General features: G+C 51.0%; 14 protein-coding genes, 16 tRNA genes and 1 rRNA gene. 2 read left to right on the forward strand and 29 right to left on the reverse strand.

Annotation, left to right across the window (positions count from 1 at the left end; all coding sequences use genetic code 11):
• Positions 1-83: 83 nt before the first annotated feature.
• The 10 genes from BN2762_RS05085 to BN2762_RS05130 form a co-directional block, all read right to left on the reverse strand.
• On the reverse strand, positions 84-791 hold the full coding sequence (locus BN2762_RS05085) for a PspA/IM30 family protein (protein ID WP_055105928.1): 708 nt from the start codon (positions 789-791) through the stop codon (positions 84-86).
• 2 nt (positions 792-793) lie between these two features.
• Positions 794-1,258 (reverse strand): PspC domain-containing protein, encoded by a 465-nt coding sequence (locus BN2762_RS05090; RefSeq protein ID WP_055105929.1) that lies wholly within the window; start codon positions 1,256-1,258, stop codon positions 794-796.
• 5 nt (positions 1,259-1,263) lie between these two features.
• On the reverse strand, positions 1,264-1,938 hold the full coding sequence (locus BN2762_RS05095) for a PspA/IM30 family protein (RefSeq protein ID WP_055105930.1): 675 nt from the start codon (positions 1,936-1,938) through the stop codon (positions 1,264-1,266).
• 53 nt (positions 1,939-1,991) lie between these two features.
• Entirely contained in the window at positions 1,992-2,291 is a 300-nt protein-coding gene (locus BN2762_RS05100; protein ID WP_055105931.1) for a LiaF transmembrane domain-containing protein, read from the reverse strand.
• A gap of 267 nt (positions 2,292-2,558) precedes the next feature.
• Positions 2,559-3,008 (reverse strand): monovalent cation/H(+) antiporter subunit G, encoded by a 450-nt coding sequence (gene mnhG, locus BN2762_RS05105; RefSeq protein WP_055105932.1) that lies wholly within the window; start codon positions 3,006-3,008, stop codon positions 2,559-2,561.
• On the reverse strand, positions 2,992-3,285 hold the full coding sequence (locus tag BN2762_RS05110; RefSeq protein WP_055105933.1) for a Na(+)/H(+) antiporter subunit F1: 294 nt from the start codon (positions 3,283-3,285) through the stop codon (positions 2,992-2,994). The genes mnhG and BN2762_RS05110 overlap by 17 nt, the downstream gene beginning before the upstream one ends.
• On the reverse strand, positions 3,282-3,758 hold the full coding sequence (locus BN2762_RS05115) for a Na+/H+ antiporter subunit E (RefSeq protein WP_055105934.1): 477 nt from the start codon (positions 3,756-3,758) through the stop codon (positions 3,282-3,284). Before BN2762_RS05115 ends, BN2762_RS05110 begins: the two co-directional genes overlap by 4 nt.
• A gap of 5 nt (positions 3,759-3,763) precedes the next feature.
• The gene (locus BN2762_RS05120; protein ID WP_055105935.1) at positions 3,764-5,245 is read right to left on the reverse strand and encodes a Na+/H+ antiporter subunit D; all 1,482 of its coding nucleotides are present in this window, start codon (positions 5,243-5,245) and stop codon (positions 3,764-3,766) included.
• Complete coding sequence (locus BN2762_RS05125; protein WP_055105936.1) at positions 5,238-5,576, reverse strand: Na(+)/H(+) antiporter subunit C; 339 nt, start codon at positions 5,574-5,576, stop codon at positions 5,238-5,240. Before BN2762_RS05125 ends, BN2762_RS05120 begins: the two co-directional genes overlap by 8 nt.
• Positions 5,577-5,578: 2 nt before the next feature.
• The gene (locus tag BN2762_RS05130; protein ID WP_055105937.1) at positions 5,579-8,467 is read right to left on the reverse strand and encodes a Na+/H+ antiporter subunit A; all 2,889 of its coding nucleotides are present in this window, start codon (positions 8,465-8,467) and stop codon (positions 5,579-5,581) included.
• Between the two features lie 273 nt (positions 8,468-8,740).
• On the opposite strand from BN2762_RS05130, the gene BN2762_RS05135 reads away from it, so the two are divergent.
• Positions 8,741-8,962 carry a hypothetical protein gene (locus BN2762_RS05135; protein ID WP_055105938.1) on the forward strand — a complete coding sequence of 74 codons (222 nt, stop codon included), beginning with the start codon at positions 8,741-8,743 and terminating at the stop codon, positions 8,960-8,962.
• Positions 8,963-9,116: 154 nt separating this feature from the next.
• On the opposite strand, the gene BN2762_RS27210 is transcribed toward BN2762_RS05135, so the two are convergent.
• Complete coding sequence (locus BN2762_RS27210) at positions 9,117-9,347, reverse strand: hypothetical protein (protein ID WP_187386473.1); 231 nt, start codon at positions 9,345-9,347, stop codon at positions 9,117-9,119.
• Between the two features lie 185 nt (positions 9,348-9,532).
• Between BN2762_RS27210 and BN2762_RS05145 the strand changes: the two genes are divergently transcribed.
• Positions 9,533-10,027: a cation:proton antiporter regulatory subunit gene (locus BN2762_RS05145; RefSeq protein ID WP_055105940.1), complete on the forward strand. Its 495-nt coding sequence runs from the start codon at positions 9,533-9,535 to the stop codon at positions 10,025-10,027.
• A 330-nt stretch (positions 10,028-10,357) separates the two neighbouring features.
• Here the strand turns inward: BN2762_RS05145 and BN2762_RS05150 are convergent, their stop codons facing one another.
• The 18 genes from BN2762_RS05150 to BN2762_RS05235 form a co-directional block, all read right to left on the reverse strand.
• Complete coding sequence (locus BN2762_RS05150; RefSeq protein ID WP_055105941.1) at positions 10,358-11,185, reverse strand: aldo/keto reductase; 828 nt, start codon at positions 11,183-11,185, stop codon at positions 10,358-10,360.
• Positions 11,186-11,397: 212 nt separating this feature from the next.
• A tRNA-Leu gene (locus BN2762_RS05155) sits at positions 11,398-11,479 on the reverse strand.
• A 24-nt stretch (positions 11,480-11,503) separates the two neighbouring features.
• Positions 11,504-11,589: transfer RNA gene (locus BN2762_RS05160), tRNA-Leu, on the reverse strand.
• Between the two features lie 11 nt (positions 11,590-11,600).
• Positions 11,601-11,674 (reverse strand) — tRNA-Cys (locus tag BN2762_RS05165).
• A gap of 11 nt (positions 11,675-11,685) precedes the next feature.
• A tRNA-Gly gene (locus tag BN2762_RS05170) sits at positions 11,686-11,760 on the reverse strand.
• Between the two features lie 6 nt (positions 11,761-11,766).
• A tRNA-Gln gene (locus BN2762_RS05175) sits at positions 11,767-11,842 on the reverse strand.
• Positions 11,843-11,865: 23 nt separating this feature from the next.
• Positions 11,866-11,941, reverse strand: a tRNA-His gene (locus BN2762_RS05180).
• Positions 11,942-11,967: 26 nt separating this feature from the next.
• Positions 11,968-12,041: transfer RNA gene (locus BN2762_RS05185), tRNA-Trp, on the reverse strand.
• A 12-nt stretch (positions 12,042-12,053) separates the two neighbouring features.
• A tRNA-Tyr gene (locus BN2762_RS05190) sits at positions 12,054-12,139 on the reverse strand.
• Positions 12,140-12,142: 3 nt separating this feature from the next.
• A tRNA-Thr gene (locus BN2762_RS05195) sits at positions 12,143-12,218 on the reverse strand.
• Positions 12,219-12,241: 23 nt separating this feature from the next.
• Positions 12,242-12,317, reverse strand: a tRNA-Phe gene (locus BN2762_RS05200).
• Between the two features lie 129 nt (positions 12,318-12,446).
• Positions 12,447-12,523 (reverse strand) — tRNA-Asp (locus BN2762_RS05205).
• Between the two features lie 16 nt (positions 12,524-12,539).
• Positions 12,540-12,613, reverse strand: a tRNA-Met gene (locus BN2762_RS05210).
• A gap of 12 nt (positions 12,614-12,625) precedes the next feature.
• Positions 12,626-12,701: transfer RNA gene (locus BN2762_RS05215), tRNA-Val, on the reverse strand.
• A gap of 189 nt (positions 12,702-12,890) precedes the next feature.
• A tRNA-Glu gene (locus BN2762_RS05220) sits at positions 12,891-12,965 on the reverse strand.
• Between the two features lie 38 nt (positions 12,966-13,003).
• Positions 13,004-13,095: transfer RNA gene (locus BN2762_RS05225), tRNA-Ser, on the reverse strand.
• Positions 13,096-13,098: 3 nt separating this feature from the next.
• A tRNA-Asn gene (locus BN2762_RS05230) sits at positions 13,099-13,174 on the reverse strand.
• 84 nt (positions 13,175-13,258) lie between these two features.
• A 23S ribosomal RNA gene (locus BN2762_RS05235) occupies positions 13,259-13,382 on the reverse strand; the annotation flags it as partial.

Below are 13,382 nucleotides of genomic sequence, written 5' to 3' on the forward strand. Positions count from 1 at the left end.
AAGCCATAACAGTATAAATAGAATCATACCGCATGGCTTTACCATTACATAGCATATCACAATGTCCTGTAGTCGTGTAGCTGTTATTCCTTGCCTTCTCCGCTCTTAGCAGAAGGATTCAGTTTGGCTTTCAGCGCCTCCAGTTGTTCTTCTACCTTCACTTGCTTCTCGGCATCAGCCGGGCTGATGTAGGAAGAACTGGATCCGCTCACTCCGCGGTAACCGATTCCTGCTACTTCGGCCTCCGCTTCCAGCTGCATAATTTTCTCTTCCATGCGGTGGAAGCCTAGGGAAGCTGTGCCGCTCTCAATCGTGTTAAGCGTATTGATTTGCGACATTTGTTTTTTGGCCTTAGCCATTTGTGCGCGGCTGACCAGCTCATTGCGTTTGTTGCGCAGCTTGTAGAACTCATCCTTCATGTCATGCAGCTGCTGCTTAAGCTCCAAGGCCTGCGCCTCTGATTGGGCATGCAGATCGCTGAACTCGGTTTGCTTCTGATCGTACAGGATTTTCTCTTCCAAAAGCTTGCGAGCCACTTCTTCTTGCCCGTTCTTGAGCGCAGCCTCAGCCTGGCTCTCTCTTTGCGCAGAAATGCGAATCGCCTCTTCCAGACGATGCTTCATTCTGCGCTCGTTAGCCATTTGCTTCGCCACGGTCACTTCTGCGTCACGGATTTCTGCCTCCATGTCACGCAGGTATTGATTCAGCATCACTACCGGATCCTCTACTTTATCCAGCATGTCATTGATGGACGCCTTCGTAATATCTTTAATTCTTTTGAATACTCCCATGGTTATTTATCTCCCTTCTCATTCTCGTATTTTGATAATTTTCTGCGAAGTTCTTCCAGTTCTTTCTCCATCGCCTTCTTCTCGATGTCTTCCATCATCGAGTCCAGGTTCGATTCGCTGCCGCTGAAGGCGGACTGCTGCTGGTATTGCGGGCCATGGTGGCTAGGGCCGCCGTAGTTCGGCTCCGCATACCGAGGATCGCGATATTGGTTCCCCGGATTGCCGTACCCATAGTTCTGATGACCGCCCTGCCAGCCATTGTAATATGGATCGCGGGGAATATGCGGCTCCTTCGAAATGACAAGCGTTGCAATCAGATAAATCACGATGGTTGTTCCGCCTGTAAAGAAGAAACTGATAATCGCTAGCAGCCGAAGCGCGGTCACGCTGATGCCGAAATACTCGCCAAGTCCGCCGAGCAGGCCGCTAAGCCAACGGTCACGTCTGGAACGGTATAGAGTTCCCATCGTTGTTACTCCTCTCCTTTGTTATTCAGCTTCTGCTTCAAACGGGAGAGCTCCTGTTCCAAAGTCGATTGCAGAACCGATCCAGCCTGATTCATGAACTCCTGGCCTGATCTTCTAAGTTCCCGCAGGCTGCGGGCTTCCCACTCCATGTCGGATACCCGGTCTTCCAGGCGGTGGAACATTTTTGGCACGTCTTGTGTACCGTACCCACTCATCCGCTGGTTCATACGCTGCTGCAGACGGAGCGTCTCCATTCTGGCATAGTAATACTGCCGTTTGCTGTATACTACTTGATATTCCGTTTTTAATTCATTCAGCTGGCTCTCCAATTCCTGCAAGGAATCCAGGCTCTGGGAGTACAATTCGGAGTATTGCTCGATCTTCTCTTCATAGAGCATCTTCTCCTGCAGAGCCAGCTTGGCCAGATGCTCCTCCTCCGCTTTCAGAGCGAGCAGCGCCTGCTCCTCTCTGCGGTCCCGCATCACCTTGGCCTGATCTACCTGCTGCTTCAAATGCTTCGTATGCCCTGCATACTGCTGATGCAGCTTCTCTGCCTCGGCGATTTCCTGACGGGTCTCGATCAGGAATTGATCGATTAACCGCACTGGGTCCTGAGATTGCTCCAACCGTTCATTTAAATTAGCTACCGTAATATCCCGTACTCGACGAAATACACTCATGACATCCCATCCCTCCTAACCAAAATCGGTTCATCATTATTCGATATATGTGATCAATATCCCCGTCGTCTTCCATTCAGTGAATAAATGCCGAAGAGGATCAAGCCGATCCCGATTGCCGGTACGATGAGCCAAGCTAGTTTGTTCATTAAGGATATGATCCCAAACACGAGGACGATCCATCCAAAAAAAGCGTTGCCCCGGCGAATACCATAGTAACCAAGACCGATCAATGCTACTGCAAACAACAATCCGAATAGACTGCCCAGCAGCGGGGTAAGCTTGCCCAGCAGGATCAATGCTCCCAGGACAATAAGTACGATTGCGAAGCCGCTTGACCGATTTGTTCTCATTTATCAATCACCGCCTTTCTTAAGTATCAACCTTATGTCTTTATTCTAGGTGGAAAAGCAATTCTTCAAAACGGACTGCGGACGGTTTTTGATCCTAGACCTAAGTCGAGGAGAGCTTAGGACCCTGGTTCACCGGTGCTCGGTGTGCTCGGTCTTCAGATAAAAACAGCAACCTGCCTATAGAGCTTGGCAGGTTGCGCTTGGTAGGTTGAGCTTGGCAGGCTACATCAATGGTTCTGTTGTCGTTGCTGTCGTAATTTGCTGTCGTCAGACCTGCGTGCGACCGCTATTCCCGCCGTCATCGCTCTGTCCCTTGCCGCTGTTGTTCTGGCGGAGAATCTGAGGCTCCTGCGCCTGAACTCTCGCCTGCTCCTCCCGTCTCATGGCCTCGCTGAGGTCGTCCCGGACACTGCCCTTCCATAAGGGCACTCCGGTCCGGTGAGCGGCCCTGCCGTTCAGATGGCCTGCCACCGGCGCGGTAATGAAGACGAAGACGATGCCGAGCAGCAGCTTGGCGCTGACATGATCCAGATAGAACATGAAATACAGGAAAGCCCCGCTCAATATGCATAATACGCCGAGCGTCGTGCTTTTCGTAGCCGCATGCGACCGCAGGTATACATCGGGAAGCCGTATCAACCCATAGGCGCTTAACGCGCTGACTACAGCCCCAAACAATACTAGCAAGCCAATCAGAAGCTCACCGATCATCATCATCACCTCGCTGCTCAATGACCACGCCCCGTTCAATGTACCGGGCAAAGGCCGTCGTTCCAATGAAAGATAGAATACCGATCAGAAGAATGATTTCGAAATAGGCTTCCGTCCTCATCAGCATGCAGAGTACGGCTACCATGGCCAGCAAATTGATGCCGATCGTATCCAGAGACGTAATGCGGTCAGCCATGGAAGGCCCCTTCATCAAACGATACAAGCATCCCAATATCGCCAACGATAATATGACGAGGGCTGCGAACAAGAACCCGTCGATCATCTCGTCACCTCCAGGATTGCTTTTTCAAACGTGCTTCTAATATCGCTGCAGAGCTTATCGACATCGCCGATATCCATCGCATGGATGTACAGAGTAGAGCCTTCTCTTGATACATCCAGAGTCAAGGTCCCAGGCGTCAGCGTAATCAGATTAGCCAGTATCGTGACTTCCCAATCGCTCTTAAGCTCGGTCGTATAGGCGAAGATTCCCGGACGGATGTTCAGCTTAGGCGAGAGGACCTGCCCAATGACTGTGAAGCTGGACTTGAACAGCTCCTTAATAAACAGTACAAGCAGCTTGACGATCGCCCATACCTTCTTCATATAGAAGCCCTGCGGCCAGAAGCGGCCGAACAGGCCGATCATGACCAAGCCCACGATATAGCCGACGATGAGCCCTGCGGTCGTCCAGTTATTATTCAAGAACATCCACACTAAGGCAATCAGGAAATTCAATAAAATTTGAAGCGCCATATCATCTACTCCTTCAGCACGGCATCGATATAAATCGCTGGGTTCGTTAAGACATCCCCGGCCTGGGACGCAAGAGAGTATACCCACTCAGAGCCGATCCCGATCACAAGGATAAGGGCGAACAATGCAGCAGCACTAGACAGCAGCCCTTTGATCCGGACTGGCTCCTGGATGGCTGCAGACTGCTCCTCGCCGCCAAAGAAAGCCCCGATAAATATCCGCATCAGAGAATAGAGCATGATCAGGCTGGATACAAGCGCCACCCCGGTCCACCAATAATGGCCAGTGGCAAAGCCGCCCTGGACGATCAACAGCTTGCCTGTAAAGCCGCTGAGCGGCGGCACGCCGATGATCGCAAGCGCAACGATAAAGAACATCCAGCCCAGCAGCGGATAGCGTCTTATCAGCCCGCCCATTTGCCGCAAGTCGCTGGTGCCCGCGGTTTTGATGAGCATCCCCCCCAGCAGGAACAGCAGCGCTTTGGCAATCATATCATGGATCAGATAGAAGACGACGCCATCCATAGATGTTTTGGTCGCTGCAGCGATTCCGAAGGAAATGAAGCCGATCCCAATAACAACGTTGTAGTTGATGATCCGGTGGATATCGGAATAAGCGACTGCACCGATTCCGCCCAATATCATCGTCGCTACAGCCATCCAACCGATCAGCGAATGGGTAAGTTCCGGCTGGTGATAGAATATGAGGCTGAAGGTACGGGCAATCGCATAAATGCCGACCTTGGTCAGCAGCGCGCCGAACAAAGCCTTTACCGCCGTCGGCGGGGCGCTGTATGAGCCCGGCAGCCAGAAGAATAGGAACAGGCCCGCTTTAAGCGCAAATACGATAAGAAATAATACGGCGATGACATTAATTACCCCGCCCTGCCCCGCCTCGGCTATGCGAAGCGATAAATGTGCCATGTTCAGTGTACCGGTAACACCATATAGATAGGCGATCGCCGCTACAAAGAAGCTGGAGGACACGATGTTGACCAGAATATATTTCAGCGTCTCCCTTAGCTGCCGCTTCGTGCCGCCAAGCACGATCAGGGCATAGGAAGAGATCAGCATCACCTCAAAGCAGACAAACAGATTGAACATATCCCCTGTCAGGAACGAGCCGTTTACGCCTACGATCAAAAATTGGAAGAACGGATGAAAATAATGCCGTTCCCTCTCTCTGCCAATGCTGCCGAACGCATAGAACAAGCAAGCCGTGCTTAGCACCGTCGTCGTTAATACAAGCAGCGCCGCCAGCATATCCGCTGTAAACACGATTCCGTAAGGCGGAGCCCAGCCCCCCATATGCAGGGTCTGAATACCGTCCAGTCTAACCTCCCGGACGATAAGGACCGCCGCGAGGATATTCAGCACCGCCCCTGTGGCATTGATCCATCTTTGCAGCATTACCCGGCTATGGGCAAAAATAAGAGCAACTGCAGTCAGCAGAGGAATGATAAGCGGAAATACGAGTAAATTATTCACCTTCGTCCCCCCTTAGCTGCTCCATATCATCCGTCTTCAATTTTTGATACGCCTTGTAGGCGAGTACAAAGAAGAAAGATGTGACTCCGAAGCTAATTACAATCGATGTTAATATGAGAGCCGCTGGAACCGGATCCGTATAGGCGGAGGCGTGCTCGCCAAGCAGCGGAGGCGCTCCCTTCTTCAGACGGGCCATCGTTAGCAGCAGCAAATGCACCGCATGCGTAAGCAGGGACGTCCCGAGTATGATGCGGAGCAAGCTCCTGGTAAGGATCAGATACACTCCGACCATGAACAGGATGCCGACGGCTATAGACATCATTAATTCCATGATTACCGATCCCTCCCGATCTCAAGAATAATCGTCATCGTGACCCCTACGACGGTCAAATACACGCCGAGGTCGAAAATGACCGCCGTAGCCAGCTCGACCTCCCCAAGGATCGGCAAATACTCATGCCCGAACGCATGGCTCAGGAACGGTACGCCGAACCACAGCGAGCCAAGCCCCGTCAGAAAAGCGATGAGCAGGCCCGAGGCCATGACCTTCCGGAAATTAAGCGGAACGATGCTGCGCATAACATCAAGCCCGAAGGCTATCGCCAGCAGCACGAGCGCTGCCGAAGTCATCAGCCCGCCGATGAATCCGCCTCCCGGGTTATTGTGGCCGGCAAAGAACAGATACCAGGAGAACGTCAGGATAATAAACATGGCAACCCTTGAGGTCATCCGCAGAATGACATCGTTGCTTCTTACCGATACAAGCCGGCCCCCCGATTGCTTGTTAAAGCCTGCGCCGGGAGGGAGCTGCTCCTGCTTCTCGTTCAAACTTAGGCGAATCATGGCATAGATGCCAAGCGACGCGATGCCGAGCACTACAATTTCCAGCATCGTATCGAAGCCGCGGAAGTCTACGAGGATGACATTGACGACATTTTTCCCGCCAGCCAGTGTGTAGCTTGCCTCTAGAAAGAACTTCGATATTGACTCGAAGGGGTGGCTGTTCCCGGCGCTTAATGCACTGAGTGCAATCAGGGTAACCATAAGCCCTACTCCCAGTGAAATCAGGAAATTCGTAAGCTTGAATTTAAGGACGGTCAGCTCTTTCTTAAGCTTCGGCAAATGATAGAAGCACAGAAGGAATAGCGTGACCGATACCGTCTCCACGATGAGCTGGGTAAGCGCCAGATCCGGCGCCCGGAATATGACGAAGAATAAGGACACCATGTAGCCGACGGCCCCCGTCAAAATAATCGCCAGCAGACGCGAATTGGCAAAGGGCACCGCGATCGCGGCTATAATGAGGGCAAGCAAAATAGCTGCCTCATATACCGTGACCGGAGCGTAGCTGCTGCTATCCAGGCTGAAGCCGTCAAATGCAAGCATTATGGCTCCAAGTACAACTACCAGGAATGTGAAAATATAAATCAAGTAATGCCGTACAGAGCCGGTCATATATTTATCCGTTAGCCACTTTGACGACCGCTCCAGCGTGCGCAAGCCTGAATCATACACGCCGTTCAAGGAGAAGCGGGCTGATCCGGTACTGTTCAATGCCTTGACCTTAGGCTGCAGGACAAAGACCAGAATTCCCGCGCCGATAACGCCCAGTGTCATGAATACCTCCGGCGTCCAGCCATGCCAGAACTCTATGGATACGAGGAATTTCTCTCCCGGGCCGAGCAGGCCCGGCAGGACCGCGGCCATCGCAGGCTCGATAAGCGAGTAAGACAACAGCCCGGGGAACAGGCCGAACACCAGCGCAAGCGCGGCCATGATCACCGGCGGTATAAGCATGCCGACCGGAGCCTCATGCGGCTGCAGCTTCAGCTGCTCCGGCTTGAATTTGCCGGCAAATGTTCTGACCAGCAGTACCATGCTGTAAGCAAAGGTAAAGACGCTGGCGGCCCAAGCGATCACTGGAAACAGGCTGCTCCAGGTATCCATGCTCCATATGCCCATTTCCCGCGCATTCAGAACTGCCGTAAAGAACATTTCTTTACTGAGAAAGCCCCCGAACGGCGGTATGCCCGCCATCGATAACGCCCCGATGGCGGCGACCGTGAACGTTACGGGCATGATAGACATTAATCCGCCCAGCTTGCGAATATCTCTCGTCCCCGTCTCATGATCCACGATCCCGACAACCATGAACAACGCTCCCTTAAATACCGCGTGATTCATCAAATGGAATATGGCGGCCATAGTTGCCTTGGAATAGAACAAGGACTGCTGGACGTCCGTATAATACCCCGAGGCCGAGCCGAGCCCCAGCAAGGCCATGATCAATCCCAGCTGGCTGATCGTGGAGAAGGCCAGCATCGCCTTCAGATCCGTTTGCTTGATCGCCTTGAACGAACCAAAGATCAGCGTAATAAGCCCTACGCCTGACACGAGCCAGAACCAGGCCGCTTGCCCTGAGAACACCGGCGTAAATCTCGCTACGAGATATAACCCGGCTTTGACCATTGTTGCCGAGTGCAAATAGGCACTCACCGGCGTCGGTGCCTCCATCGCATCCGGCAGCCAAATATGAAACGGAAACTGAGCGGATTTTGTAAAGGCCCCCAGGAGCACGAGGAGCAGCGCAGGAAGCATCAGAGGGTGCCCCGCGATGATCCCTGTATTTTGAAGGATCTCCCTTACCGAGAACGTACCGGTCATGAGATAGACCAGTACAAAGCCCGCCAGCATCGCCAGACCGCCGAACACGGTAATGAGCATGGATTTGAAAGCCCCGTATCTGGAACGCTCCCGGTGATGCCAGAAAGCGATCAACAGAAAGGAAGAAATGCTCGTCAGCTCCCAGAAGCCGTAAAGCACGATCAGATTATCAGACAGGACCACTCCCAGCATAGCCCCCATAAACAGAAGCAAATACACATAGAAGCGATGAACGGCCTCTTTTTCCTTATCCATATAAAAAATGGAATAGAGCACGACCAGCGTACCGATCCCCGAAATCAGCAAAGTGAACAGCAATGACAGCCCGTCCAGCTGAACGCTGAACTCGATGCCAAGCGAGGTAATCCAGGGGAGTGCGGCTACGATATCGTTACCCGATTGAACAATGGGGATTTGCTTCAGGAAGTAAACAAAGAGTACGGCAGGCGCTAACATAACGGCCCATCCCGGGTGCGGCTTTCCCGGCAGTCTCTTCAGCAGAGGCATTCCTGCAGCCAGAATAAATGGTAAAATGATTGCTGCGTGCAAAATAGACAACATGCTTCCTCCTTACTCGTGCTATATAACCTGTGTCTCACCAGCTTTGCCATATTTAAATCAGAACATAAATACGGTATAGCTGAAAAAACACAAAAAGAGCCCGCTGTTGGCAGGCTCCTCCGATAAACAAATATGTGGTTAAAGCTGTACGTGCAATTGAAGCACATCCAAAAGTATATCGTTTTTTTGAAGGGTTGTAAACTAGATTCTCACCGTATATATATAACTCATTAAGGAAATCACTTTCTATAATAAAGGAGAGTGATTTTCATGCCCGTCCGCCAAGTCCTCGTCTGCTCGCTCATATTTCTGTTTATTACATTCGGCGCTGCGCTGCTTGCACGATGGCTGCCTGCGGTCACGCCCCCTGCCCCGGAACAAACGCTTTTGCACCTCCAGCAATTGAATGGCGGTCTAAGGAATCCTGCCTCATTTCAGCCTCGGGAATATATACGAATCGTGCCGTTTAACCCGTTTGAATCGAGTCCATAAAAATGGATGGATAATTTATCATCATTCTTTTTGAGATACTTAGGATTGTGTGCTATCCTTAAGGTTAGTAGCTATTTTTTGAGAGGGGGGATAGGCATCATGATACATACCCGGCGAGCGCTGGTATGGTTCACTGCCGCTGTCTTTACGCTATTCATGATTTTCTCCATTCCTCATCCAGCTCTAAATCCAGGGCATGCCGCCAGTTTGGAACAGTCCGCGCTTGAAGCTGCAGATACGCTCCGCAGACCGGAGAACCACGCAGCCCTTCACTCGTCTGCACCTGCCAAGACTGGCGATACACATGTCCCGTTTTATCGGTTAGCCGTCCCGGCTGCAGCCATGAGTTTGCTTCTTGCTTCAGCAGGGGCTTATTTCCGTCCATTCTTCTATCAACTGATGAAGCGATTCCTTCTGTTACCCATCAAGTTTACTAGCATTTATGCAGCTTGATTACATGTAAATAACAGTAACTAAGAATATCGCCCATGTTCGAGAACAGAAGATCGGCGGTTATATTTAACACATCTTATACAAATAACATTTCTTAATATTGGAGGTCGGAAGCTAATGAATCTTAAAGAAACCGAATTGCCAGGCATCGGCAAGAAATTTGATATCGAAACTCGCAGCGGCGAGAAATTGGCCATTACTATTCATGATGATGGTCGCCGTGAAGTCCATCACTACAGTGCGGACAACCCGGACAACAGCATTTCGAAAATATCCCTGACTGATGAGGAAGCACGGTATGTTTCCGCCATCATCGGCGGTGTCACTTACAAGCCGACCCCGCTTGAGAATATCGAGGTCGCCCTGGGTGATCTTATCATCGAATGGTACAAACTCGAGCCACACTACAAAGCGATTGGCAAGACGATCGGCGAGCTCCGCGTACGCCAGCGCTCCAGCGCCACGATCATTGCCGTCGTGGAGAGCAATCACTCCAAGCATATCAATCCTGGGCCCGACCTGCTTCTAACAGCAGGCGCCTTGGTCGTCGTAATCGGCGAGCGTCTGCACCAGCAGCAGATTCGCCAAATTTTGTTAAACGGAAGTGCTTAGCTAGGGCACTCCGGCACGATGCTAGCCCGTCAGCTGCGAAGAATGCAGCCGGCGGGCTTTTTAAAATTATAATGACGCGAGGCGATCCTTTTGACGAATCCTATGCATCCCTATGACGCTTCCTTGAGACGCTCCTTGGGACGCTCCTAGCGATCTGTTAGATTCTCCTTGAGAGATAATCCTACAGATCCTATGATGTCGCTATGATGCCCAAATGATGCTCCCTGAGATAATCCTAACAATCCCTTAGATGCAAAAAGCACCTTAGTTCCGAATGAACTAAAGTGCTTGTATATGGTAATCCGCATAACGAGTCAATCGCACATACGATCAAAAGTCGAAATTATCCGGATCAGGGCCGACACGCAGATTTTGATTCAAGCCATTAATTTGCTCGATTTCATCGGCGGTCAGCTCAAAATCAAACACATCGGCATTCTCTATGATCCGCTGCTCTTTAGACGATTTCGGAATCGTTACAATTTCATTCTGCAGATCCCAGCGAATAATAACCTGCGCTGTCGATTTGCCGTATTTCGCCCCGATAGCCTTCAACACCTCATTATCCAGCAGCTTGCCTTGGGCTAATGGCGACCACGCTTCGATTTGGATCCCCTGCGACTTGCAGTATTCCCGCAGCTCGACTTGACTGAGCAATGGGTGCAACTCTACCTGATTGACGACCGGTCTGATCTCGGCGTCGGCCAGCAGATCCTCTAGATGATGAATCTGGAAATTAGAGACGCCGATGGAACGGACGCGGCCATCCTTATGCAGCTTCTCTAGAGCTTTCCACGTCTCTTTATATTTCCCTTTAACCGGCCAGTGAATCAAATAAAGATCCAGATAATCCAAGCCTAGTTTATTCATGCTCGAGTCGAAGGCCTTCAGCGTGCTCTCATAGCCCTGATCAGAATTCCAGACCTTCGTAGTAATAAAAAGTTGTTCCCGGGGAATGCCGGAGGCTTTGATTGCTTGGCCTACCCCATCTTCGTTCTGGTAGACCGCCGCAGTGTCAATGCTTCTATAACCGTTGCGGATAGCAGCTTTAGTGGAATCGATAACCTCTTGGCCTTCGCTCATCTTAAATACGCCGAGGCCCAGCCATGGCATTTGCTCCCCGTTCGATAAGGTAACCGTAGATTGTAAATTCTTCATCTCGTATTACGCCTCCTTCAGTTCTGCGTGGGATTGCTGATCATCAGCATCCCTACTCAAAATATACCTTACGATCATTAAAGTCAAATTCAGTTGCCATGGATCCTCTCTAAATTCAGGACTGTTCTATGACAGTCGAAGCTTCTAAAGACTACAGAAAAAAGGTATATCAAATTGCTTTTGTAAGCAATTTGATATACCTTTTTATCGAATACCGATGGCCGGACTCGAACCGGCAAGCCTCTCGGCACCGCATTTTGAGTGCGGCGTGTCTGCCAATTCCACCACATCGGCATAATATAACAGTCTCATAACAAGTGCGGAAGACCAGACTTGAACTGGTACGGTAGTAACCTACCGCAGGATTTTAAGTCCTGTGCGTCTGCCGATTCCGCCACTCCCGCAAAGAAAAGAATGGAGGCGCCACCCAGACTCGAACTGGGGATAAAGCTTTTGCAGAGCTGTGCCTTACCACTTGGCTATGGCGCCATATACAAAAATGGAGCGGACGACGGGAATCGAACCCGCGACCCTCGCCTTGGCAAGGCGATGCTCTACCGCTGAGCCACGTCCGCAATAAATGGCTGGGGATATAGGATTCGAACCTATGGAATGACGGAGTCAAAGTCCGTTGCCTTACCGCTTGGCTAATCCCCAATATGTGATTTTTAAGATAAAAATGGGGCGATCGATGGGACTTGAACCCACGAATGCCGGAGCCACAATCCGGTGCGTTAACCCCTTCGCCACGACCGCCATAATAAAATATACTGTTGTAAATCTGGCAGGGGCAGCAGGAATTGAACCCACACTAACGGTTTTGGAGACCGCTGTTCTACCTTTAAACTATGCCCCTACATGGTAAAACTGGTGGAGGCTGATGGATTCGAACCACCGAACTCGTACGAGAACAGATTTACAGTCTGCTGCGTTTGGCCACTTCGCTAAGCCTCCATGTGGTGCCGGCGAGAGGACTTGAACCCCCAACCTACTGATTACAAGTCAGTTGCTCTACCAATTGAGCTACACCGGCATTTTCAATTATCAAGTGAATCATGGTGGCTCGGGACGGAATCGAACCGCCGACACGAGGATTTTCAGTCCTCTGCTCTACCGACTGAGCTACCGAGCCGTAATGGAATAAGTTCTTTGGATCCTCTTCACCTATTCCGCTGCAACCAGCTCGCTAGAGTGACGGTTTCCAGAGCTACACTTGCAAACCCTAGTCTCACGGGTCTTCATCCCTTATTCAAGGATGTAATGGCGGAGCCGACGGGATTCGAACCCGCGATCTCCTGCGTGACAGGCAGGCATGTTAGGCCTCTACACCACGGCTCCACACTAAGTAATGCAATTGCGGGGACAGGATTTGAACCTGCGACCTTCGGGTTATGAGCCCGACGAGCTACCGAGCTGCTCCACCCCGCGTCAGTTATAATATGGTGGAGGCTAACGGGATCGAACCGCTGACCCTCTGCTTGTAAGGCAGATGCTCTCCCAGCTGAGCTAAGCCTCCAAGGAAAGACAATTTCTATTGTACCATATAATATGGTTAGAAATCAAGCTGTTTTTTGTTTTCCAAAAAAGTGGTGACCCGTAGGGGATACTCTCACTTCGTTCGAGACTGCGATGCTATCGCTAACGAAGCTTATGCTTCGACGAACCCCCAAGGGATTCTCATCCCTACTGATGCTTGTAATGAAAGTGGTGACCCGTAGGGGATTCGAACCCCTGTTACCTCCGTGAAAGGGAGGTGTCTTAACCCCTTGACCAACGGGCCACATATGTATCATACTTCCATGATACGCAGATAAATGATGGCGGAGAGAGAGGGATTCGAACCCTCGAGACGCTTGTGACGCCTACACGATTTCCAATCGTGCTCCTTCGGCCAACTCGGACACCTCTCCATATGGCTCCCCGAACAGGACTCGAACCTGTGACAACTCGATTAACAGTCGAGTGCTCTACCGACTGAGCTATCAGGGAACATTCTCATATTCAGATGACTTGATCACCTGAAAACTGGATACGAAACTTCATTTGCGTGTTAGCCCCACTATTGGGGTGTTTTTGGATAAGCCCTCGACCGATTAGTACCTGTCAGCTCCATACATTGCTGCACTTCCACCTCAGGCCTATCAACCTCGTCGTCTTCAAGGGGTCTTACTAATTGGGAAATCTCATCTTGAGGAGG

The sequence above is a fragment of the Paenibacillus ihumii genome (genome assembly GCF_001403875.1).
In the GTDB taxonomy this organism is placed as follows: Bacteria; Bacillota; Bacilli; order Paenibacillales; family Paenibacillaceae; genus Fontibacillus; species Fontibacillus ihumii.